This window comes from Cupriavidus sp. CER-90, assembly GCF_057652055.1.
Genome location: NZ_JBYGYM010000002.1, coordinates 3,310,631 through 3,334,366, shown reverse-complemented (window position 1 = coordinate 3,334,366; position 23,736 = coordinate 3,310,631). Strand labels below are relative to the sequence as shown.

Sequence of the window (23,736 nt, the reverse complement as noted above, 5' to 3'; positions counted from 1 at the left end):
ATCCGTCAGCATCGCGCGCCCGATCGCGTTCGTCTGTCTGCTGCGGCACAGAAGGCCGCGCCCCCGCCGTTAGCTGTCCAGTGATTCCAGGGTGAAGCCCGCGCCGGCGTCCTGCCCTAGCAATTCCACGAGTTTTGGCATCGCTTCCTGCAGTGCGGCCTTCAGTGTCCAGGGCGGATTGACGACGAACATGCCGCTGCCATGCAGCCCCAGGCCGCCTTCCACCGGATGCTTGACGGTCAGCGTCACATGCAGCCAGCTTTTGAGCGGTAGCCGCTTCAGTTGCGCTGGCAACTGGACAGACTCGCGGCGCTGCACTTCGGGATACCAGATCGCATAAACGCCATTGGCGAACCGTTCCAGGCCGGCCTTGAGCGTGTCGACCGTGCGCGCATAGTCCTGCTTGTCTTCGTACGACGGATCGATCAGCACCAGCGCGCGGCGCGGGGGCGGCGGCAGGATGGCCTTGATGCCGTTGAAGCCGTCGCCGTCATACAGCATGACCTTGCGGCCGGCGCCGCGGAAGTTGTCGCGGAGCACCTGGATCTCGGTGCTATGGAGCTCGAACAGCCGCAAACGGTCGGCATCGCGCAGCATCTGCCAGGCCAGCCAGGGCGACCCGGGGTAGTGCTTGAGATTGCCATCCTGGTTCAGCGCGCGAACCTGCTCAAGATAAGCTTCGAGCAATTCGGGCAGGGCCTGGCCGCCGGCCGCGGCGCGCCAGAGCGGCCCCACACCGGTTTCGAATTCCGACTTTTTCTGTGCGTAGGCGTGATCCAGCGCGTACAGGCCGGCCCCGGCATGCGTGTCGACGTACCAGAACGGTTTGTCCTTCTGCGTCAGATAGTCCAGCAACTGGACGACAACGGCGTGCTTGAGGACATCGGCGTGATTGCCGGCGTGAAAGGCGTGACGATAACTGAGCATGGCAAGGCGGGATGACGGCGCGCAAAACTCCAGTCAGACAGGGGCAGGCGGGCGGTTGGCGCGAAGGGCGCTATGCTACCATCCGCCGCCATTTCCAACCGTTTTGCTGTCGTTTTTCCTCTTTTTTTCCGTCCTTCCATGCCGCGTACCCTCGAGGCCGCCGAGCCCATCCTGTCCGATGACGGCATCCCGTATTCGCCGCGTTACGACGATGTCTATCACAGCACCGCAGGCGGCCTGGCACAGGCCCGGCACGTCTTCCTGGGCGGCAACGGATTGCCGGGCAACTGGGCGGGGCGCGAGCAATTCGTCATCGTCGAGACCGGTTTCGGGCAGGGGCTGAACTTCCTGGCCACGTGGCAGGCATGGCGCAACGCGCCGCAGCCCTGCGCGCGACTGCACTTTGTTTCCGTCGAAAAGCACCCGTTCACGCGGGAAGGGCTGGCGCAGCTGCATGCCGGGTTGGGCGACCTGCTGCCGCTGGCCACGCAACTCCAGCAGCAGTGGCCCGACGCGCTGCCGGGCCTGCATCGCCTGACGTTCGAGGGCGGGGCGGTGACGCTGACGCTGGCGTTCGGCGACGTGCAGGCGATGCTGCCGAAGCTCGTGGCTGGCGCCGACGCGTTCTACCTCGACGGCTTCTCGCCGTCGCGCAACGCCGATATGTGGTCGGACACCGTGTTTCGCGGGCTGGCCCGCCTGGCACGGATGGGGGCGACGCTGGCCACCTACACGGCGGCCGGATTCGTGCGCCGGGGCCTGCAAGCGGCCGGTTTCGAGGTCAGCAAGGCGCCGGGGTTTGGCGGCAAACGTGACATGACGGTCGCACGCTTTGCGCCCGTCTGGAAGAACCGCCGCCACGCGCCGCCGGACGCCGCTCGCTGGGCCGCGCGGCATGCCATCGTCATCGGCGCGGGACTGGCCGGATGCGCCGTCACCGAGCGGCTGGCCGCGCGTGGCTGGCGCGTCACGCTGTTCGATGCCCACGACGGACCGGCGCGCCAGACCTCCGGGCATCGCGCGGCGGCCATGCACGCGCACGTTTCGGCCGACGACAGCCTGCTGTCGCGGCTGTCGCGCGCCGGCAACCTGCATGCCCTGCGCGCGTGGCAGTCGCTGGCCGATGCCGGTCATCCGGTGGGGTGGCACGGCTGCGGCGTGCTGCAGACCGGCGAGAACGACACCGAAAATGCGGCGCAACATGCCGCACTCGATGCACTGGGCTTTCCCAAATCGTTCGTGCGATGGATGGCGCCCGGCGAGGCTGCGGCGTCCCACGGCGCCACGGTGAGCCGTGGCGGGCTCTGGTTTCCGCAGGGCGGGTGGGTGGCGCCGCCCGATATTTGCCGCGCCCAGCTGGCCGCCGCCGGCGATCGGCTCGATGCCCGCTTCGGATGTCGGGTGGCGGGCATCGAGCATGTCGATGGAAAGTGGCTCGCTCGCGATGCGTCGGGCGCGGTACTGGCCAGCGCGTCCGTACTGGTGTTGGCCAATGCGCACGAGGCCGAACGGCTGGTGCCGGCCCGCTTTCTGGCGCTGCGCCGCGTACGCGGGCAACTGACCGACCTGACCCCGGCCCAGGTCGAGGCGCTGGGCGGGTGGCCCGACTGCGTGGTGACCGGCAGCGGCTATCTGTTGCCGCGTGGCGAGCAGGGCGGGGCCCGGGTGGGGTCCAGCTATGAACCCGATGCGGGCCCGCTGGCCGAAAGCGCCGCGGTGCATGCCGCCAACCTGGCGCGTGTGGCGTCGCTGCTGCCCGACCGGGCGGCCGCGCTGGCCCGGATCGACCCTGGGACACTAACGGGTTATGTCGGCGTGCGCACCGTCACGCACAACCGCTTGCCGCTGATCGGACGCCTGGCCGACGAGGCGCAGGCGCTGGCACATGCCGGTGCGCTCCGCGGCGCGCACTTGCGCGACCTGCCTCGTCTGCCCGGTCTCTACGCGGCTCTTGCATACGCGTCGCGCGGCCTCACATGGGCCGCACTGGGCGCCGAACTGATCGCCTGCCAGGTCGAGGGTGAACCGCTGCCACTGGAGGCGGATCTCGCCGATGCCGTCGATCCGGCCCGTCTGCTGCTGCGGGCCCTGCGTCATGGGCAGGCGGCAGACCCCTCAGGCCAGGGTCCGGAGCCGGATCCAGACTGACTAGGGTAAAAACTGCCGGAAGCGAATGAAAACCGTGCGATAATCCGCGTTTTCCGTTTGCGCGGAGACCTCCGCTCGCGAGCACTGGCCGCGGCCAGGCGGCAAGGTGCGCAGGCGGATGCGCTGACAACAACTATTTCTGAATTGGATTAACGACCATGTCGAACGTCATTGAAAACCTCGGCAAGCTGGACCGCAAGGTGACCCTGGCTATTCCCAAGGCCGAAGTGCAGAAGGAAACGCAGGAACGCCTGGTACGTCTGTCGAAGACCGTGAAAATGTCCGGTTTCCGTCCGGGCAAGGTGCCGATGAAGATGGTCGAGAAGCAATACGGCCAGCAGGTGGAATTCGAAGTGCGCTTCGACAAGGCCGCCCGCAAGTTCTTCGACATCACCCAGGCCCAGGACGTGAAGGTGGCCGGTCAGCCGAAGTTCGACATCAAGACCGAAGGCGTTGCCGACGACGAACTGGCTTTCGAAGCCACCTTCGAGGTGTATCCGGAAGTCAAGATCGGCGACCTGGCCTCGGCCGAAGTGACCCGCACGAAGACCGTGATCGGCGACGCCGAGATCGACAAGACCGTCGACATCCTGCGCAAGCAGCGCGTGCACTACCACCACCGCGGTGAAGCCGGCGCCCATGGCGACGGCGGCGGCGAAGTGGATGCCAAGAACGGCGATCGCGTGACGATCGACTTCGTCGGCAAGATCGACGGCGTGGAATTCGCCGGCGGCAAGGCCGAGGACTTCGTGTACGTGCTGGGCGAAGGCCGCATGCTGCCCGAGTTCGAACAGGCCACGCTGGGCCTGAAGGAAGGCGAGAGCAAGACGTTCCCGCTGACCTTCCCCGAGGACTACCACGGCAAGGAAGTGGCCGGCAAGACCGCCGAGTTCACGATCACGCTGAAGAAGGTCGAGTGGGCGCATATGCCGGAAGTGGACGATGCGTTCGCCAAGTCGCTCGGCATCGCCGACGGCAGCGTCGAAAAGATGCGCGCCGACATCCGTGAAAATCTGGAGCGCGAAGTCAAGCGCCGCACGCATTCCATGCTGAAGGACGAAGTCATGGAAGCCCTGCTGAAGGTGAGCGAGCTGGACGTGCCCAAGGCCCTGATCGAACAGGACCAGGAACGCCTGGTGGAAATGGCGCGCCGCGACCTCGAGCAGCGTGGCATGCCGAATGCCAAGGACATGCCGATTCCGGCCGAGATGTTCGCCCAGCAGGCCGAGCGCCGCGTGAAACTGGGCCTGATCCTGGCCGAGATCGTCAAGGCCAACGGCCTGGAAGCCAAGCCGGAACAGGTCAAGGCCGAGATCGAGGACTTCGCGAAGAGCTACGAAGACCCGAAGGAAGTCATGCGCTGGTACTACGGTGACCAGCAGCGCCTGGCCGAGATGGAAGCCTACGTGCTCGAAAACAACGTGGTAAATTTCGTGTGCGACAAGGCCAAGGTTACGGACAAGTCGGTGTCGTTCGAGGAACTCACCGCCGCGCCCGCACAAGCCTGAGGTCGGGCAAGGCCGGATGCCGCGCGTTGACGCGGCGACGGTCCGTGTCAACCGGCCTCGCGCGCTGGCCGGTTGACACCATTCCTGAATATCTGGAGAACCTGCATGACCCGCAATGATTTGCTTGATCGTCTCGCCACCACGCAGGCTTCTGCCCTGGAGACCCAGGGTCTGGGACTGGTGCCGATGGTTGTCGAGCAGTCCGGCCGGGGCGAGCGCGCGTACGATATCTACTCGCGCCTGCTCAAGGAACGCGTCGTCTTCATGGTTGGCGAGGTCAACGACCAGACCGCCAACCTGGTGGTGGCCCAGCTGCTGTTCCTGGAAAGCGAAAACCCGGACAAGGACGTGTCGCTGTACATCAATTCGCCCGGCGGTTCGGTTTCGGCTGGCCTGGCGATCTATGACACGATGCAGTTCATCAAGCCCGACGTGCAGACCCTGTGCATGGGCATGGCGGCGAGCATGGGCGCGTTCCTGCTTGCTGCGGGTGCCAAGGGCAAGCGCAGCGCGCTGCCGAACTCGCGCATCATGATCCACCAGCCGCTGGGTGGTGCTCGTGGCCAGGCCTCGGACATCGAGATCCAGGCGCGCGAGATCCTGTACCTGCGCGAGCGGCTGAACAGCATCCTGTCGGAAGTCACCGGGCAGCCGGTCGAGAAGATTGCCCGCGATACCGATCGCGACAACTTCATGAGCGGCGACCAGGCGGTGGACTACGGTCTGATCGACAAGGTGATCACCCGCCGCAGCTGAAATCTGGCCGGTGTGCCGGCACATGGGCCCGGAGGCATCCTGTCGGAAGCATCCGGGCGATGACCGGCCCGCCGGACATCTGCCGTATTGGCCTGCGTCGTGCGCCAAATGACGAAGGCTACACCGGAACGAGGCTGTGCGCCTCGTTTTTGCGTTTTGCCCCACACGCAGGGGATGCCGCCGACTGTGCCAATTGTTTTGGCGTATGATGCGTTTAATGCGTTTCCCGCCGGGACGTTTCTGGCGAGATCCACACTGCTAATGTGACTGATTCCTATGGCGGACAAAAAAGGTTCATCCAGCGAGAAACTTCTCTACTGCTCGTTCTGCGGCAAGAGCCAGCACGAGGTAAAGAAGCTGATCGCGGGCCCGTCGGTGTTCATTTGCGACGAATGCATCGACCTGTGCAACGAGATTATCCGTGACGAGGCCGCCGCGACCGACAAGGACGCCGCCGCTGTCACGCGCTCGGATCTGCCCACGCCCCACGAAATCCGCGAAAGCCTTGACCAGTACGTGATTGGTCAGGAACAGGCCAAGAAGATTCTGGCCGTGGCGGTCTACAACCACTACAAGCGTCTGAAGCACCTCGGCAAGAAGGACGACGTCGAGCTGTCGAAGAGCAACATCCTGCTGATCGGGCCCACCGGCTCGGGCAAGACGCTGCTTGCCCAGACGCTGGCGCGCCTGCTGAACGTGCCGTTCGTGATCGCCGACGCCACCACGCTGACCGAAGCCGGTTACGTGGGCGAAGACGTCGAGAACATCATTCAGAAGCTGCTGCAGAACTGCAATTACGAGGTCGAGAAGGCCCAGCGCGGCATCGTCTACATCGACGAAATCGACAAGATCTCGCGCAAGTCCGACAACCCGTCGATCACGCGCGACGTGTCGGGCGAGGGCGTGCAGCAGGCGCTGCTGAAGCTGATCGAAGGCACCATGGCCTCGGTGCCGCCGCAAGGCGGCCGCAAGCATCCGAACCAGGACTTCCTGCAGGTGGACACGACGAACATCCTGTTCATCTGCGGCGGCGCATTCGACGGCCTGGAAAAGGTCATCATGCAGCGTTCGGACAAGACCGGCATCGGTTTTGACGCGCAGGTGCAGAGCAAGGAAGAGCGCGAGGTCAGCGAGGTGCTTCCGCAGACCGAGCCCGAGGATCTGATCAAGTTCGGTCTGATTCCGGAACTCATCGGGCGTCTGCCGGTGGTGGCAACGCTGGCCAAGCTGGACGAGGCCGCGCTGATGCAGATCCTGGTCGAGCCGAAGAACGCGCTGGTCAAGCAGTATCAGAAGCTGCTGGCCATGGAAGGCGTGGAGCTGGAGATTCGCCCGGCTGCGCTGACCGCGATTGCGCGCAAGGCCATCCGCCGCAAGACGGGTGCCCGTGGCCTGCGTTCGATTCTCGAACAATCGCTGATGGACGTCATGTACGACCTGCCCAACTACAAGGGTGTGCAGAAGGTGGTGATCGACGAAAGCACGATCACTGGCGACGCTCCGCCGCTGCTGATGTACGAAGAGCAGCAGCCCAAGGTGGCAGGATCGAACTGAGCGAGGTCCAACTGACGCCGAACGTGCCGGACCCGCGTGGTCCCAACCATACTGGCGACACTTTCAAGCTGCCGTTCGCTGGAAAGCGAACGGCTTTTTTTCTTCAATTCCACAAACTAACGGGAGCAAACGCGGGTATGCTGTTTCAGAGTGGGTCCCGGGTGCAGTTTGCGGCACGTTTTTTAAGTGCCGGGAATTGATGATGGGTATCTTGCAATCGAATCCCGAGACCCTATTTACGCCTTAAATGACTGACTGGGGAAAATGATGTCCGGAACACAACTCCTCCCGGCTGAGCCGATTCGCCTGCCACTGTTGCCGCTGCGCGACGTGGTGGTGTTTCCGCACATGGTGATCCCACTGTTCGTGGGACGCCCGAAGTCCATCAAGGCGCTCGAGACTGCGATGGAGTCGGGCAAGAGCATCATGCTCGTGGCACAGAAGACGGCCGCCAAAGACGAACCGACAGCCGAAGACCTCTACGAGGTTGGCTGCATCGCCAATATCCTGCAAATGCTGAAGCTGCCCGACGGTACCGTAAAGGTGCTGGTCGAGGGTACGCAACGTGCAAACATCACCGAGGTGAGCGAGGACGATTCGCACTTCATGTGCGAAGCCGTGCCTGTGCCGCCCGCACCGGCTGAATCGGCCGAGACCGAGGCCCTGCGCCGCGCGATCGTGTCGCAGTTCGACCAGTACGTAAAGCTCAACAAGAAGATCCCGCCGGAGATCCTGACGTCGCTGTCGGGCATCGACGAGGCCGGCCGCCTGGCCGACACCATTGCCGCGCATCTGCCGATCAAGCTCGAGCAGAAGCAGAAGATCCTGGAAATGGTGAAGGTGACGGAACGCCTGGAGAGCCTGCTGTCGCAGCTCGAGGGCGAGATCGACATCCTGCAGGTGGAAAAGCGCATCCGTGGCCGCGTCAAGCGCCAGATGGAAAAGTCTCAGCGCGAGTACTACCTGAACGAGCAGGTCAAGGCCATCCAGAAGGAACTGGGCGAGGGCGAGGAAGGTGCAGACCTTGAAGAGCTGGACAAGCGCATCAAGGCCGCACGCATGCCCAAGGAGGCCAAGAAGAAGGCCGACGCCGAGTTCAAGAAGCTCAAGCTGATGTCGCCGATGTCGGCCGAGGCGACCGTCGTGCGCAACTACATCGACACGCTGGTCAACCTGCCGTGGCGCAAGAAGAGCAAGGTCAATAACGACCTGGCCAACGCCGAGCGCGTGCTGGACGAAGACCACTACGGTCTCGAGAAGGTCAAGGAACGCATCCTTGAGTATCTTGCCGTGCAACAGCGCGTGGACAAGGTCAAGGCGCCGATCCTGTGCCTGGTCGGGCCTCCCGGCGTGGGCAAGACGTCGCTGGGCCAGTCGGTGGCACGCGCCACGAACCGCAAGTTCGTGCGCATGGCGCTGGGTGGCGTGCGTGACGAGGCCGAGATTCGCGGTCACCGCCGTACCTACATCGGGTCGATGCCGGGCAAGATCCTGCAGAGCCTGTCGAAGGTTGGCGTGCGCAATCCGCTCTTCCTGCTCGACGAGATCGACAAGATGGGCATGGACTTCCGTGGCGACCCGTCGTCGGCCCTGCTCGAAGTGCTGGATCCGGAACAGAACCACACGTTCCAGGACCACTACATCGAAGTGGACTTCGACCTGTCGGACGTGATGTTCGTGGCGACGTCGAACTCGCTGAACATTCCGCCGCCGCTGCTGGACCGGATGGAAGTCATCCGTCTCTCGGGTTACACCGAGGACGAGAAGGTGAATATCGCCACGCGCTACCTGCTGCCGAAACAGATCCGCAACAACGGTCTGAAGCAGGGCGAGATCGACGTCACCGAAGCGGCCATCCGCGACATCATTCGCTACTACACGCGTGAAGCGGGCGTCCGTTCGCTGGAACGCGAGGTGTCGAAGATTGCCCGCAAGGTGGTCAAGCTGCTGCTGCTGAAGAAGGAGTCGAACGCGGTCAAGGTGGATTCCGAGAACCTCGACAAATTCCTCGGGGTGCGCAAGTACGACTTCGGCCTGGCCAACAAGGAAAACCAGGTGGGCCAGGTGACCGGTCTGGCGTGGACGGAAGTGGGCGGCGATCTGCTGACCATCGAAGCCGCGATCATGCCGGGCAAGGGCAACATCTCGCGTACCGGCTCGCTGGGCGACGTGATGAAGGAGTCGGTCGAGGCCGCGCGGTCGGTGGTGCGTTCGCGGGCACGTCGCCTGGGTATTGCCGATGAGATGTTCGAGAAGCGCGACATCCACATCCACGTGCCCGAAGGCGCCACGCCCAAGGATGGTCCGTCGGCAGGTATCGCGATGACCACCGTGCTGGTGTCGGTGCTGACGGGGATTCCCGTGCGTGCCGATGTGGCGATGACCGGCGAGATCACGCTGCGCGGCGAAGTGCTGCCGATCGGTGGCCTCAAGGAAAAGCTGCTGGCTGCCCACCGTGGCGGTATCAAGCTGGCGCTGATCCCCGAGGAAAACGTGAAGGACCTGGCGGACATCCCCGACAACGTCAAGAACGCCATCGAGATCGTGCCCGTGCGCTGGATCGACAAGGTGCTGGAGATGGCACTCGAGCGCAAGCCCGAGGCGCTGCCCGAGGAAGATGCCAAGCCTTCCGAAGTGGCGGACAAGGGCGAGGCCAAGGTCGAGCGCATTCATCACTGATCGACGCCATCGTTGAAACGCCAAAAGCCGCGGGTTTGCGCCCGCGGCTTTTTGTTTGCGTGGCCGGCGTGATGCATGAGAATCGTGCAATCAACGCTTGGCAAATGGAAAAGTCTCGTATTACAATCGCGGCCTCGCAACGCAAACAGCGGCAACGAAGCAGCAACCGCCGAATCGTGCGCAGCGAGAGTTACCTTGCAGGCAACTGGCTTGCGTGGTCCATGTGGGTGCTTAGCTCAGCTGGTAGAGCGGCGCCCTTACAAGGCGTAGGTCGGGGGTTCGAACCCCTCAGCACCCACCACACTGGATCGCAGCGCACAGGTCTTGCAGGAGCACCGACGCAAGGAGTGGTAGTTCAGTCGGTTAGAATACCGGCCTGTCACGCCGGGGGTCGCGGGTTCGAGTCCCGTCCACTCCGCCAACATAAAAGCCCGCATCCGCGGGCTTTTTGTTTTTGCATATTCTGATCCGCGTGATTCGCGCAGCGGGCGTTCCAGTTCGTGGGCGCGAACGTGCAGGCATCCTGACGCAAACGCACTCCGCGCCACATATTCCGCAGGTCTGGCGTCCCGCTCCTGATAGAATCGCGAAGTTTGACTGTCGGCCCAAAGGCCCCAACCCTTTCACCCGAAAAGCATGCTTGATTTCGTACGCAACAACCGGCGCCTGATGCTTTTGCTGCTGCTGGTGCTTGTCTTCCCGTCGTTCGTGTTCTTCGGTGTCGAGAGCTACTCGCGCTTCATGGACAGCTCGCATGACGCCGCCAAGGTCGATGGCCGTACCATCACCGTGCAGGAAGTCGACAACGTGGTGCGTGACCAGACCGAGCGCATGCGCCAGATGCTTGGCAGCAACTACGACCCGCGCATGTTCGAGAGCGCCGCGGCACGCCAGTCGGTGCTGGACCAGTTGATTTTGCAGCGCGTGGTGGCCGACGCCACGGCCAAGAAGAATCTGACGGTGTCGAACGAGCAACTGCGCCAGGCCATCGAATCCATTCCGGCGATCGCGCAGCTGCGCAGTCCGGACGGCAAGCTCGACGAAAAAGCCTATATCCAGCTGCTGGCCCAGCAGGGCATGACGCCTGAACAGCTCGACGCCCGCATGCGCTTCGAAATGGCGACGCAGCAACTGGGCGGCGCGGTGGGCACCACCGCTTTCGTGCCGAAGTCGCTGCTCGATCGACTGATCGCCATCCGCGACCAGCAGCGCGACGTGCAGGCCCTGCTGATCAAGCCCGCTGATTTCACTGCGAAGGTGACGCCCGATGCCGCCGCGCTGAAGGCCTATTACGAGTCGCATCTGTCGGCCTACACCACGCCCGAGCAGGCCAAGGTGGAGTACGTGGTGCTGTCCGGCGATGCCATGGCAGCCAGCCAGGCCGTGACGCCGGAAGAGCTGAAGTCCTACTACGACAGCAATGCCCAGCGTTTCCGCACGGAAGAGCAGCGTCGCGCCAGCCATATCCTGATCACGGTTCCGAAGGACGCCAAGGACGCGGATCGCAAGGCTGCCAAGGACAAGGCCCAGAAGCTGCTGGACGACGTGCGCAAGCACCCTGAAACGTTCGCGGACGTGGCGAAGAAGAACTCGCAGGACCCGGGCTCGGCAGAGAAGGGCGGCGACCTCGGGTTCATGGGGCGCGGTGCACTGGTCAAGCCGTTCGAGGACGCGATGTACGCGCTCAAGGACGGGCAGATCAGCGATCTCGTGGAGACCGACTACGGCTACCACATTATCAAGCTGACCGGCATCAAGCCTGCTGCAACCCAGCCCCTGGACGAAGTGCGTCCGGAACTCGAGGCCGAGCTGAAGAAGCAGTTGGCCAGCAAGAAGTACACCGAGCAGGCGGACGCCTTCGGCAACACGGTCTACGAGCAGTCCGACAGCCTGAAGCCGGCGGCCGACAAGTTCAAGCTGACGATCCAGACCGCCGACAATGTCACGCGTCAGCCGAATCCGGCCCTGGGCAAGGACAGTCCGCTCAACAACGACAAGGTTCTGAAGGCCCTGTTCAGCGACGACACGATCAAGAACAAGCGCAATACCGAGGCCATCCAGGTGGGCCCGACGACGCTGGTGGCGGCGCGTATCGTCGACTACCGCCCGGCGACCGCGCGCAAGTTCGAGGACGTGGAAGCCCAGGTGCGCCAGGCATATGTTGCGCAGCAGGCCGCCGAACTGGCCCGCAAGGACGGCGAGGCCAAGCTCGAGGCGCTGCAGAAGGCCGACAGCGCCAGCGGGTTCGGTCCGACGGTTACGGTGTCGCGCGCCAAGGCCGACAACCTGTCGCCGAAGGCCGTCGATGCCATCATGCGTGCCGACGCCACCAAGCTGCCGTCGGTGGTCGGTGTGGATCTGGGTGCGGACGGCTATGCGATCTATCGCATCAGCAAGGTCAGCACGCCGACCGAAGCCAATGCCGCGCAGCGCCAGGCCGATGCGCAGCAGCTGAGCCAGCTCGCTGGCCAGACCGAACTGGCGGCCTACTATGACGCCCTGAAGGCCAAGGCGAAGGTCAAGATTCTGCATCCGGTGAAGTCCGAGGACCTGGCCCCGGCCAGCGAAGCCGCCGCGCACTGATACGGTGTCGGGACGCCGGATGGCAAAAAGCCCCTGCAGGTCACACCGCAGGGGCTTTTTCTTTTCTGCCGGGGTCGCCCGGCGCAGGCTCAGCGGCGTTTGGCAGGCGCCTTCAGCAGCGGCTTCAGCGCGGGCCAGACCGTGTCGAGCAACGCGGGCTGGGCGGCCGATGTCGGATGAATCCGGTCCTCCTGAAACCACTCCGGGCGTGTCAACACCTTGTCGAGTAGGAACGGTACCAGCTGGGTCCGGTATTCCCCGGCAAGCTTCGGAAAGAGTCCGAAGAACCGTTCGGTGTAGTCGGCCCCGTAGTTCGGGGGGATACGCATGCCCACCAGCACCACCTGCGCGCCGGCCTTCTGGGCATCGCCGATGATGCTGCGCAGGTTGGCTTCGGTCGATGGCAGCGACAGGCCGCGCAGTGCGTCGTTGGCGCCCAGTTCCACGATCACGATGGCGGGCTTGTGCCGCTTGAGCAGGTCCGGAAGCCGGGTCTTGCCGCCGACCGTGGTCTCGCCGCTGATGCTGGCATTCACGACGCTATAATCGAACCGCTCGCGGCGCAGGCGTTCCTGCAGCAGGTTTGCCCAGCCCGTGCCGCGTGCAATGCCATATTCGGCCGACAGGCTGTCTCCCAGCACCAGCAGCGCGGGCCCGGCCGATGCAGTGGCCGAGCCCTGCGCCATGGCGGGCGGCGTCAGCAGTGAACCGAACAGGGCGACCGCTGTCGCACTACAACCTGCCAGCATCCGCCGGCGACCAACGTTTGCCATCCTCTCGCGCATGTCCTCTTCCATTCTTGCTGTCGAGTCACTCGGAAAGACCGTAGCCGACACGACGGGTTCGCTGACGATTCTGCACGACGTCTCGTTTTCCGTCACGGCCGGCGAAACGCTGGCCATCGTCGGCGCTTCGGGGTCGGGCAAATCCACGCTGCTCGGCCTGCTGGCCGGGCTTGACCTGCCCAGCAACGGATCGGTTCGCCTGCACGGGCAGGATATCTTCCAGCTCGACGAAGACCAGCGCGCCGCGCTGCGCGGGCGCCATGTCGGCTTTGTGTTCCAGTCGTTCCAGCTTGTCGGGCACCTTACCGCGCTGGAAAACGTGATGCTGCCGCTGGAGCTGCGCGGAGAAACCGCGCGCGTACGCGAGCGTGCCACGGAAATGCTCGAGCGTGTGGGATTGGGCAAGCGCCTGACGCACTATCCGCGCACGCTGTCGGGTGGCGAGCAGCAGCGCGTGGCGCTGGCCCGGGCCTTCGTGGCACGTCCGGACATCCTGTTTGCCGACGAGCCCACCGGCAGCCTGGACACCGCCACCGGCGAAGCCGTGATCGCGCTGATGTTCGAACTCAATCGCGATGCCGGATCCACGCTGGTACTGGTGACGCACGACCGCTCGGTGGCCGCGCGTTGCGGGCGCGTCCTGACGATCGATGCCGGCCGGGTGGCCAGCGACGAGCTGATGGGTACGGAAATCTAGGCGGGTACCGGCGAGGAAAGGGCTGCGAAGGCAGCGATCCCGCCGCCCGCCTCAGCCGCGCCCGAGCACGCCGCGTGCGCGGGCGATCAGCGCAGCGGTCGACGCATCATGCGTGGCCGTGCCTTGCCCCGTCAGCTCCTGCTCGATCGGCCGCGCCAGGATCTTGCCCAGTTCCACGCCCCACTGGTCGAACGAATTGATGTTCCACACCACGCCCTGCACGAAGGTGCGGTGCTCGTAGAGGGCGATCAGTGCGCCCAGCACGTGGGGCGTCAGGTCTTCCATCAGCAGCGTATTGCTGGGGCGGTTGCCCTCGAAGACCATATGCGGGATGCGCGCCTCGTCGGTGACACCGGCGGCGCGCAGTTCATCGGCGCCACGGCCGCGCATCAACGCCTCGGCCTGGGCAAAGCAGTTGGCCAGCAGCTTGGCGTGATGGCCGGGCAAGTCGCGCGGCGGCACCAGCGGCGCCACGAAGTCCACGGGCACGATCTGCGAGCCCTGGTGGATCATCTGGAAGTAGGCATGCTGGCCGTTGGTACCCGCCGTACCCCATACGACTGGCGATGTTTCCGCGTGGACCGGGTCGCCGTTCAGTTGCACCGACTTGCCGTTGCTCTCCATCTCCAGTTGCTGCAGGAAGGCAGGAAACAGTTCGAGCGACGTGGAATACGGCGCCATGCAGCTGGTCGGCATTCCAAAGAAATTGCGATACCAGATGCCCAGCATGCCCATGACCACGGGCATGTTGCGGGCCAGCGGCGCCGTGCGGAAATGATCGTCCATGGCCCGGCCACCGAGCAGCAGGTCTTCGAATGCGTCGAAGCCCACGGCCAGTGCAATCGACAGGCCAACCGACGACCAGAGCGAGAAACGGCCGCCGATCCAGTCCCAGAATTCGAACATGTTGGCCGGGTCGATCCCGAACTTGACCACGGCTTCGCGGTTGGTGGACACGGCAACGAAATGGCGTGCCAACTGGTTCTCGGCCACGCCGTGGCGCAGGAACCAGTCGCGCATGCTGCACGCGTTGGCCATGGTTTCCAGCGTGGTGAACGTCTTCGAGCACACGATGACGAGCGTGCGTGCCGGGTCCAGCCGTACCAGCGTCTCGGCCAGTTCGGTTCCGTCGACATTGGACACGAAATGCATGCGGGGCCCTTGCGGGTCCGCCAGGTGGGCCAGGGCACGGCACACCATGCGCGGCCCGAGGTCCGAACCGCCGATGCCGATGTTGACGATGTCGGTGATGGTCTGGCCGTTGAATCCGGTCCAGCCGCCGGTGCGCACGCGGGCGGCGAAATCGCGCATGCGGCCCAGCACGTCGTTGATGCCGGGCATGACCGATGACCCGTCCACCTTGAACGGGGCGTCGGGCAAGGCGCGCAACGCCACGTGCAGCGCGGCGCGGTCTTCCGTCGTATTGATATGCTCGCCGGCGAACATGGCGTCGCGGCGCTGGGCCACGCCCGCTTCCTCGGCCAGCTTCATGAGCAGGGCAAAGGTCTCGAACGTGATGCGGTTCTTCGAGAAGTCGAGGTACAGGCCGGCGGCTTCCAGCGAGAAGTCCTCGACGCGGCGGGCGGCTTCGGCCTCGGCGAACCACTGCTGCATCGGCGTGTGGCGGATGGCATCGTAGTGGTGGCGCAGGGCAGTCCAGGCGTGGAGTTCAGTCGGCATGGGGTGTTCTGGAATTCTCGGGCATTGGCCCGCCGTAACGGGCCTGAGCGCAAGTATATCGCTCCGATGTGATGTCAAAAGCCGAAAGTAGCAGCAAAACGTAACGCCACTTGCGGCATCGGCAAAACCTTAACAGTCGAGGCGCTCCGGCCGTATCGGGCGTTGTCCGACGTGGGGCCGGCTTTGTGCGCGGGGCTGCCCAGTGGTGGTGGGCCGTAACGGGGGTATGTGCGCCAGCGCGCGTTCGCCGCCGTCGGCGGCAGGCTGGGGCCACTGGGCGACGGGGCGACGGGGCGACTAGCGGCGCAGCCGCGCGGCCACCCGGCGCAGCACGGGTTCGCCGCCTGCCACGCACAGGCCCCCGGCGCAGATCACGGCGATGCCCAGGGCGGTGGTCCAGTCCGGCAGGTGGCCGAATGCGAAGTATCCGACCACGGTGGCGGAAAAGATCTGCAGATACAGGAACGGGCTCAGGAACGACGCGTCGGCATACTGGAATGCGCGGATCACAAAGTAGTGTCCAAGCGACCCGGTGAGGCCGGCCGACAGCAGGAGCGCCGCTTGCGTCAGCGTCGGCACGGACGCGAACCAGAAGAACGGCACCAGCAGCGTGGTCAGCGCGGCACCCGTCACGCCGCTCTGGATCAGCGTTGTCATGGGCGCGTCATGCGCGGCGATGCGGCGCGTCAGCATCTGCAGCAGCGCAAACAGCAGGGCCGACAGCAGGCCCAGCCCCACGCCCACGGCATCGAGTTCGCCGCCGGGGCGCACCACCACCAGCATGCCGGCGAAGCCGATGCCGACGCCGATCCAGCGCGTCCACCGCGCATGGACGCCCGGGCGCTCGCCCAGCAGCCACGGCGACAACGCCACGACGATCAGCGGCGCACAGAAGTTCAGCGCGGTGGCGGTGGCCAGCGGCATCAGCTTCAGCACGCTGAAGAACACCAGCGTCGAGGCCAGCATCAGCGCGCCGCGCAGCCACTGGAGGCGCGGCGCGGCAGGGCGCGACTGCCGTTGCCAGCGCGCCGGCCCGATCAGCAGGAAGATCGCCACGACGTGGCCCAGATACCGGACCCACGCCACGGCCACCACGGGCAGGCCCTGCTGTGTCAGCGTCTTGCCCGTGGCGTCGAGCAGGCTGAGGATCCATTGCCCGATAACGAGCAGGGCGATGCCGGTCAGCAGGCGCCGCCGCACGCCATCGCCATTTTCGCCGCCGGCCAGTGTGCCAACCTGGGTCATGCCGCGCCGCCTTGCAGCAACGCGTTGAAGATGGCCCGTGCGGGCAGGTAGAGCTCGCTCGCGGTCAGGCCGGCGGGACCCGTGCCGGCGTCCACCAGCCGATCGGCGGCGCGCCCGTGAATCCATACCCCGGCACGTGCGGCGGCCAGCATCGGTACGCCTTGCGCCAGCAACGCGCCGATCATGCCGGCCAGCACATCGCCGGTGCCGGCCGTGGACAACCCGGCATTGCCGGTGGGATTGATGGTGGCGGGCGCGCTCTCGGCCGTTGCGATGACCGTGCCGGACCCCTTCAGTACGACCGTGGCTTGCCAGCGGGTGGCCAGTGCGTGCGCCGCAGCCAGGCGGTCGCGCTGCACGTCGGCCACATGGCTGCCCAGCAGGCGCGCGGCTTCGAGCGGGTGCGGCGTCATCACGTAGTCCAGCCCGCTGTCGATCAGCGACTGCTTCAGGGCTTCGTCAGCCGCCAGCAGGTTCAGGGCATCGGCGTCGAGCACCAGCGGCAGCGGCGGCTCCGCATTGGCACAGAAGTCGATCAGCTTGACCAGTTGCTTGCGCGCTGCGGTGCCACTGCCCATGCCGGGGCCGACCACGAAAGCCGACATCGCGTCGAGCGACAGTTCGCTCACCTGATGCAGCATCAGTTCCGGGTGAACCGGATCGATGGCCGGTGCCGGCTGGGCCAGGAAGCCCACGTGCACGCGGCCCGCTCCAAGATGCAGCGCGGCGCGCGCGCCCAGCAGCGGTGCGCCGGTCATGCCATGGTTGCCGCCGATCACGGCCAGGCTGCCGAAGCGGCCCTTGTTCGCGGCGTGGTCGCGGCGCGGCAGGGCATGCAGGAACGCGCCGGGCTGGTTGACGATGGCAACCGGCCGCTCGGCGGGCGGATAGTCCAGACCCAGCGGGGCGATGTCGATGGCGCCTGCGCAGTCGCGGCCATCCAGCGTCAGCAGGCCCGGTTTGGCGGCCAGGAACGTCAGCGTGCGGCGCGCCCGCACGGCCGGCTGCCCGGCGCCCGTATCGGCAAAGAGCCCGCTCGGGATGTCGAGCGCATACACCGGCAGGTGCGACGCATTCAGATGCGCAATCCAGCGTGCCATATCGCCATCGGCGGCACGGTTCAGACCGATGCCAAGCAAGCCGTCGACGACCGCGACGCAGCCCGTCGGCCAGGGCGGCAAGGCCGCATCGGGGTCGGGATGCGTGGCCAGCAGCGGCACGCCGGCGGCGCGGGCGTCGAACCAGGCGCGCGCGGCATCGGCCGGCAACTGATCTGCTTCGGCGATCAGCCACGCTTCGACCAGGCGCCCGGCCTGATGCAGGCGCGTGGCGGCCGCCAGCGCATCGCCGCCGTTATTGCCGCGGCCGGCCAGGAACAGGATGCGGCCACTGGGCACATGGTGGTGGATCCAGTCTGCCGCGGCGGCGCCGGCGCGCGACATCAGCGTGAAGGGCGCCGTGGCGTCCAGCCCCGCCTGTTCGACCCGGCGGATCGCCGCCACGTCGTAGAGCGGGGTCGGATCGTCCCCGGCCGCGTCGAGCGGCATCCAGGCGGGCGCGGCGGCGGTCTCGGCCGGCGTGCCCGGCTGGGTGGCGGACAGGGAGGAAGCGGTGACGTCGGTATTCATGTCGGGCTCACGCATCCGGGTGGGGTTCCTGTGGACGACTGCGGGTTTCCGGAGCTTACTTGAGCTCCTTCGCCATCACCACGTCGGGCAGCCAGGTGACCACGGTGGGCCACACCGTGATGATGCCGATGGCAACGACCATCATCATGAAGAACGGCAGCGACACGCGCGCGATATAGTTGCTGTCCTTGCCGGTCATGCTCTGGAGCACGAAGAGGTTGAAGCCCACGGGCGGCGTCACCTCGGCGATTTCCACCAGCAGCACGATGAAGATGCCAAACCATACCAGATCGAACCCGGCCGCCTGCACCATCGGCAGCACCGTGGCCGTGGTCAGCGCGATCATCGAGATGCCGTCCAGCGCCGTACCCAGCAGGATGTAGATCACGGTCAGCACCGCGATCAGCGCCCACGGCGACAGGTGCAGTGCGGCTACCCATTCGGCCAGTGCGCGCGGAATGCCCGTGAAGCTCATGGTGACCGACAGGAACGACGTGGCGCCCAGTACGAACATGATCATCGCGGTCAGGCGGGTGGCCGACATCAGGCTTTCCCAGAATGCCTTGCGCGTCAGCGATCCGCCCGCCCAGGCCAGGCCCAGCGATGCCACCACGCCGTACGCGGCCGCCTCGGTGGCGGTGGAGTAGCCGGCCATCATGATCCAGGTGATGAACGCGATCAGGATGATGCAGGGCATCAGTTGCCGGATCGAGGCCAGGCGGGCGCCCCAGCCGAAGGTCTCGGCCGGCGGGGTCCGGTTTGGATTCATCAGCGCCCAGACCACGATATAGCCCGAGAACAGCAGCATCAGCAGCAGCCCGGGCAGGAAGCCCGCCAGGAACACGCGGATGATCGACACATCGGCCGATACCGCATACACGACCATCGTGATCGACGGGGGTATCAGAATGCCCAGCGTGCCCGCGCACGACAGCGACCCCAGCGTGACGCGTTCGTCGTAGCCGCGCCGGGTCAGTTCGGGCAGGGCGGACTTGGCGATCGTGGCGCAGGTGGCGGCCGACGAGCCCGAGACCGACCCGAAGATGCCGCAGCCCAGGATGTTGACGTGCATGAGACGCCCCGGCAGCCAGTTCAGCCACGGCGACAGGCCGTTGAACATCTGCTCGGACAGCTTGGTGCGGAACAGGATTTCGCCCATCCACACGAACAGCGGCAGCGACGCCAGCGTATACGAGGCGCTGGACGACCACCACGCGTTGGCCAGGTTCACCAGCGCGTCGTGGTCGGAGAAGATCACCAGACCCACCCATGACGTGACGGCGATGGCGACGGGGATCCAGGCGCCAATGGCCAGGAAGACCATCATGACCAGCAACAGGACCAGTGCAACGAGTACGGTGCTCATCAGACGGTCTCCCCGAAATCGCCGGCGGCCAGCTTGGCTTCCTGCGCCAGCTGATAGCGCGGCTTCTGCCGGCGCACCACGCGCTGCCATTCGTCGGCCACGGCCAGCAGGAAGCCGATGGCGCCGAGCACGGCAAAGCTCTGCGGAATCCAGAGCGGGATCACGATCTGGCCTTGCGAGACATCGTTGATGTCCCAGCTTTGCCAGGCGAACGTGCCAAGTGCCCACGCGGCATAGCCGGCGAACACCAGGCAGATCGTGAGCGATACCACCTCCAGCGGCCAGCGGCGGCGGGGGCCGACCGCATCGAGCAGCATCTCCACGCGCACGATGCCGCCGTGCTGGAAGGTCTGGCCAAGGATCAGAAAGGCGGAGGCCGCGCACAGCCAGGCGACGATGTCGTCGCCGCCCTTGAGCACGAACAGGGTCTCGCGCGAGATCGACATCGCGATCATCATGATGCAGACCGCAAGGATGCAAAGCGCGCCGAGGACGGCAAACGCGTCAAGCAGATGGTCGAGCCATCGCTTCTTGATGTGGGGGGCTTCCATGAGATAACAGGCTACCGGTAATACTGCGGACAGCATGGAACAAGCCCGGCGCGATGCCCTGGGGCATGCGCGCCGTGCCGGTGGAACAAAACGCGTGGCGGGCGTTCAAGCGGTGGTCGGCTGCCTTATTTGCGATAGGCGTCGAGGATGGCCTTGCCGTCGTCGCCGGCGCTTTTGGCCCATTCGCCCACCATGACTTCGCCCACCTTCTGCATGTCGGCCTTGAGCTGGGGCGACGGCGGGGCCACGGTCATGCCGTTCTTCGACAGTGTGCCCAGGTATTCCTTGGTCTTCTGTTCCGAGACCTGCCAGCCGCGCTTCTCGGCGTCGGCCACGGCCTTGAGCAGGGCGTCCTGGGTGGGCTTGTCCAGCGCGTTGAACGCCTTCTTGCTGACCACCAGCATGTTCTTGGGCAGCCAGGCATCGACGGTGTAGAAGTACTTGACCGATTCCCAGACCTTGGTGTCCACGCCGGTGGCGCCCGACGACATGAACGAGTTGACCGTGCCCGTGGCCAGCGCCTGGGCCAGGTCGGCGGCCTGGATCGTCACGGGCTGGGCGCTGACGAGTTCGGCGATCTTGGAGGTGGCCGGGTTGTAGGCGCGCCATTTCAGGCCCTTCATGTCGGCGGCGCTGTTGATCGGCTTGTTCGCGTAGATGCCCTGCGGCGGCCAGGCCACCGCGTAGAGCAGCTTCATGCCCTGGCGGTCGAGCACCTTGTCGGTGACCGGCTTCGAGGCCTGCCAGAGCCGGTACGAATCGGCGTAGCTGGTGGCCAGGAATGGCACCGCATCGACGCCGAACACGGGATTTTCGTTGGCCAGCAGCGACATCAGGATCTCGCCCATCTGCACCTGGCCCGTCTGCACCCCGCGCTTGATCTCGTTGGCCTTGAGCAGCGAGCCGTTCGGATGGATGACGATCTTGAGCTTGCCGCCCGTGGCCTTTTCCACGTCGTTGGCCATCTGCTGCAGGTTTTCGGTGTGCAGGTTGGTGGCCGGGTATCCGGTTGGCAGGTCCCACTTGGTATCCGCCCGTGCCGCCGTGGCGGCCAGCAGCAGTGCTGCCGCCGCGACTGCCATTGCCTTGACTCGCATCTCGATCTCTCCTGGTGTTGCGCTCGGGCGCCTGCCCGGCTGCGCGGGTTTGGAACTACCTGGAACTGCCGCCGCACTGGGCCTCAATGTCTGAGACATAAGCGCGGTACTGCGGTCACGGCGCGGGCCTGGCTCAGCCTGCGTGCTGTGACGGTCGAACGATCGATTCCAATGCAAGGGCCGTGCCTAGCAGGTGCGCGTCGCGCATCGGGCCGTGCGACAGCATCAGGCCCACGGGCAGTTCGTCCGGCGCCTGGCATGGCAGCGACACCGAGCAGCCGTCCAGGAAATTGAAGGCCGACGTATTGCGCAGCAGCAGGGCGTTGGTGCGGAAGAACAGGGCGTCGTCGGCCACCAGCGGGGCGATCGGCGGGGCCACCATCGGCACGGTCGGGCAGACCACGGCATCGAACGGTGCCAGGCGCGCTTCCATGCGGGCAATCCAGTCCAGCCGGGCGCGGTGCAGCGCGATGTAGTCGGCCGCGCTCATCGCGGCGCCGCGCTCGATACGGCTCAGCACGCGCGGGTCGTAGCGGTCGCGATGGGTGGCCAGCAGGGCGCGGTGATAGGAAAAGGCCTCGGGCGCCGAGAAACCCCCGGCCGCGTTGAGGCCGGCCAGTTCGGCCAGCTCGGGCATGTCCACGGGTTCCACGCGTACCCCCGCCGCCGACAGCCGGCCCATGGCGCGGTCGAAGGCGCGCGCCACGGCGTCGTCCATGTCGTCGAGCACCAGCTGGCGCGGAATGGCCAGCCGCAGGGCCGTGGGCGCGTTGACGACCGGAATGACCGGGGCATCGGCGATGACGCTGTCCACGGCAATGCAGTCGGACAGCGTGCGCGCCATGGCGCAGGCCGTGTCGAGCGTGGAGGAGAGCGGAAACGCGCCGGTCAGCGGCACTCGGCGCGCGGTGGGCTTGTAGCCGGTGATGCCGCACAGGGCGGCCGGAATCCGGATCGATCCGCCTGTGTCGCTGCCCAGTGCCGCCACGGCCGTGCCCAGCGCGACGGAAACCGCTGCGCCCGACGAAGAACCGCCCGGAATGCGTGCGGTCGTGTCGTCGCACGGGTTGACCGGCGTGCCGAAATGGGGATTGATGCCGACGCCCGAGAACGCGAATTCGGTCATGTTGGTGCGCCCAACCAGGGCCGCCCCGACCGCGCGCAGCCGGGCTACCACGGCGGCATCGGCCGTGGCGGGTGGCGCATCCTCACGGGCGACCGACGCGGCGCGCGTGACCTCGCCGGCCACGTCGTACAGATCCTTGACCGATACGGGCAGGCCGGCCAGCGGATGCAGCGGCTTGCCGGCGCGCGCGGCGGCGTCGGCGGCGTGCGCCACCTGCCGGGCGGCATCGAAGGTGGTGTGAAGGTAGACGGCCTTGCCGGCGGGGCTGGCGGCCCGGGCGGCCGCGTCGGCGATCAGGTCCGCGCGGGACGTCTGGCCGGCGCGCAGGCTGGCGTGGATCGATTCAAGCGATTCGAGCGGAACAGGATGAGGCAGCATGCGGCGGCGTGACGATGAAAGGCGTTGCGGAACCAGACCGCATCCACGCATTGCCTCTGTGAATTAAGGTATTCATGCTGAGAATTCGCCGATAAACTGTCAAGCTGAAATTGCCCGAACCCGCTTCGGGCTTTCACCTATCGCCACCGTGGCCACCTTGGCCATCACCCGCTGCACCCGCCGACCTTACTGGGAGACCCATTCATGGCCCGCAAGCCCGCCCCGGAACGCCACGCCGATGCCGCTGAGGGCGCGACCCTGGACGCCGCGGCGCGGACCGCGCCACTGGCCCGGGCCGCAGGCGTCAACATTGTGTCGTCGTCGCACCTGGTGTCGGTACGCAGCCCGGAGCTGTCCGAGTTCGAGTTTGGCCTGAATACGGCGTACAACGCCTATAGCCGCTGGGTGGTCCGCTGCATGGGCGCGGCCGGCGTGCGCGATCTGACCTTCCTGGATGTGCTGGTGCTGCACCATGTGAACCATCGCGGCCGGGCCAAGCGGCTGGCCGACATCTGCTTCGTCCTTAACGTCGAGGACACCCACCTGGTGACATATTCGCTAAAAAAGCTAGTGGGGCTGGGGCTGGTGGCCGGCGAGCGGGTGGGCAAGGAGGCCACCTACGCCACCACGCAGGCCGGTACCGAGGCCTGCTCCCGGTATCGGGAAATCCGCGAGCAGTGCCTGACCAGCAATTTCACGGAGGGCAGTGATGAAAACGTCGAGATCGGCGAACTGGCGCGGCTGCTCCGCGTGCTGACCGGTCTCTACGAGCAGGCTGCGCGCTCCGCCACCTCTCTCTGACGGCACTTTCGGGCGATTTTGCGCAGTTTTCGCGTGAAATCGGCCGTTTTCGTGTTTCGCGGAGACCGGGGGCAGGTTGGATTGACGCCGGCGTCGGAGGCGCCGGATGCGCCACGAGCCAGCCCGAATTGGGGTCCAGAGCCAGACTTTCCCCGGGCTGTCCGTCCGAGCCGCATTGCGCAATGCAAAAAGCGGCCGCCAACAAGGTACAATAGCGGTTTCCCGCA

17 protein-coding genes and 2 tRNA genes are annotated in these 23,736 nt (G+C 65.7%); 10 read left to right on the top strand and 9 right to left on the bottom strand.

Annotation, left to right across the window (positions count from 1 at the left end):
- Positions 1–69 precede the first annotated feature (69 nt).
- Positions 70–927 (bottom strand): 23S rRNA (adenine(2030)-N(6))-methyltransferase RlmJ, encoded by an 858-nt coding sequence (locus AC24R4_RS25775; protein ID WP_487523840.1) that lies wholly within the window; start codon positions 925–927, stop codon positions 70–72.
- A gap of 138 nt (positions 928–1,065) precedes the next feature.
- Between AC24R4_RS25775 and mnmC the strand changes: the two genes are divergently transcribed.
- The 8 genes from mnmC (at position 1,066) to AC24R4_RS25735 (ending at position 12,155) form a co-directional block, all read left to right on the top strand.
- Positions 1,066–3,075 carry a bifunctional tRNA (5-methylaminomethyl-2-thiouridine)(34)-methyltransferase MnmC2/FAD-dependent 5-carboxymethylaminomethyl-2-thiouridine(34) oxidoreductase MnmC1 gene (mnmC, locus tag AC24R4_RS25770; protein ID WP_487523839.1) on the top strand — a complete coding sequence of 670 codons (2,010 nt, stop codon included), beginning with the start codon at positions 1,066–1,068 and terminating at the stop codon, positions 3,073–3,075.
- Positions 3,076–3,233: 158 nt separating this feature from the next.
- Positions 3,234–4,583 carry a trigger factor gene (gene tig / locus AC24R4_RS25765; protein WP_400394313.1) on the top strand — a complete coding sequence of 450 codons (1,350 nt, stop codon included), beginning with the start codon at positions 3,234–3,236 and terminating at the stop codon, positions 4,581–4,583.
- A gap of 105 nt (positions 4,584–4,688) precedes the next feature.
- Complete coding sequence (gene clpP, locus AC24R4_RS25760) at positions 4,689–5,339, top strand: ATP-dependent Clp endopeptidase proteolytic subunit ClpP (RefSeq protein ID WP_008651661.1); 651 nt, start codon at positions 4,689–4,691, stop codon at positions 5,337–5,339.
- Between the two features lie 276 nt (positions 5,340–5,615).
- Entirely contained in the window at positions 5,616–6,893 is a 1,278-nt protein-coding gene (gene clpX, locus AC24R4_RS25755) for an ATP-dependent Clp protease ATP-binding subunit ClpX (protein WP_066738113.1), read from the top strand.
- 267 nt (positions 6,894–7,160) lie between these two features.
- A complete protein-coding gene (lon, locus tag AC24R4_RS25750; RefSeq protein WP_400394315.1) occupies positions 7,161–9,572 on the top strand; it encodes an endopeptidase La in 2,412 nt (803 codons plus the stop codon).
- A gap of 225 nt (positions 9,573–9,797) precedes the next feature.
- Positions 9,798–9,873: transfer RNA gene (locus tag AC24R4_RS25745), tRNA-Val, on the top strand.
- A gap of 43 nt (positions 9,874–9,916) precedes the next feature.
- Positions 9,917–9,993, top strand: a tRNA-Asp gene (locus AC24R4_RS25740).
- Between the two features lie 215 nt (positions 9,994–10,208).
- Complete coding sequence (locus AC24R4_RS25735; protein WP_487523838.1) at positions 10,209–12,155, top strand: SurA N-terminal domain-containing protein; 1,947 nt, start codon at positions 10,209–10,211, stop codon at positions 12,153–12,155.
- Between the two features lie 89 nt (positions 12,156–12,244).
- Here AC24R4_RS25735 and AC24R4_RS25730 read toward each other — a convergent pair whose 3' ends face one another.
- A complete protein-coding gene (locus AC24R4_RS25730) occupies positions 12,245–12,928 on the bottom strand; it encodes an arylesterase (RefSeq protein ID WP_487523837.1) in 684 nt (227 codons plus the stop codon).
- Between the two features lie 10 nt (positions 12,929–12,938).
- On the opposite strand from AC24R4_RS25730, the gene AC24R4_RS25725 reads away from it, so the two are divergent.
- Positions 12,939–13,637: an ABC transporter ATP-binding protein gene (locus AC24R4_RS25725; protein WP_153948159.1), complete on the top strand. Its 699-nt coding sequence runs from the start codon at positions 12,939–12,941 to the stop codon at positions 13,635–13,637.
- Positions 13,638–13,688: 51 nt separating this feature from the next.
- On the opposite strand, the gene pgi is transcribed toward AC24R4_RS25725, so the two are convergent.
- From pgi to AC24R4_RS25690, 7 genes are all read right to left on the bottom strand, one after another.
- Positions 13,689–15,317, bottom strand: coding sequence for a glucose-6-phosphate isomerase (pgi, locus tag AC24R4_RS25720; RefSeq protein WP_400396188.1), 1,629 nt, complete (start codon positions 15,315–15,317; stop codon positions 13,689–13,691).
- Positions 15,318–15,614: 297 nt separating this feature from the next.
- Entirely contained in the window at positions 15,615–16,562 is a 948-nt protein-coding gene (locus AC24R4_RS25715) for a DMT family transporter (RefSeq protein ID WP_400396313.1), read from the bottom strand.
- Complete coding sequence (locus AC24R4_RS25710; protein WP_487523836.1) at positions 16,559–18,190, bottom strand: NAD(P)H-hydrate dehydratase; 1,632 nt, start codon at positions 18,188–18,190, stop codon at positions 16,559–16,561. Before AC24R4_RS25710 ends, AC24R4_RS25715 begins: the two co-directional genes overlap by 4 nt.
- 55 nt (positions 18,191–18,245) lie before the next feature.
- On the bottom strand, positions 18,246–19,556 hold the full coding sequence (locus AC24R4_RS25705; protein WP_400393634.1) for a TRAP transporter large permease: 1,311 nt from the start codon (positions 19,554–19,556) through the stop codon (positions 18,246–18,248).
- Positions 19,556–20,107 carry a TRAP transporter small permease subunit gene (locus AC24R4_RS25700; RefSeq protein ID WP_400393636.1) on the bottom strand — a complete coding sequence of 184 codons (552 nt, stop codon included), beginning with the start codon at positions 20,105–20,107 and terminating at the stop codon, positions 19,556–19,558. The genes AC24R4_RS25705 and AC24R4_RS25700 overlap by 1 nt, the downstream gene beginning before the upstream one ends.
- Before the next feature lie 125 nt (positions 20,108–20,232).
- Positions 20,233–21,204 carry a TRAP transporter substrate-binding protein gene (locus AC24R4_RS25695; RefSeq protein ID WP_153948165.1) on the bottom strand — a complete coding sequence of 324 codons (972 nt, stop codon included), beginning with the start codon at positions 21,202–21,204 and terminating at the stop codon, positions 20,233–20,235.
- 133 nt (positions 21,205–21,337) lie between these two features.
- Positions 21,338–22,708 carry an amidase gene (locus AC24R4_RS25690; RefSeq protein WP_400393637.1) on the bottom strand — a complete coding sequence of 457 codons (1,371 nt, stop codon included), beginning with the start codon at positions 22,706–22,708 and terminating at the stop codon, positions 21,338–21,340.
- Positions 22,709–22,912: 204 nt separating this feature from the next.
- Between AC24R4_RS25690 and AC24R4_RS25685 the strand changes: the two genes are divergently transcribed.
- Positions 22,913–23,509, top strand: coding sequence for a winged helix DNA-binding protein (locus tag AC24R4_RS25685; protein ID WP_400393639.1), 597 nt, complete (start codon positions 22,913–22,915; stop codon positions 23,507–23,509).
- The last annotated feature ends 227 nt before the right edge of the window (positions 23,510–23,736 follow it).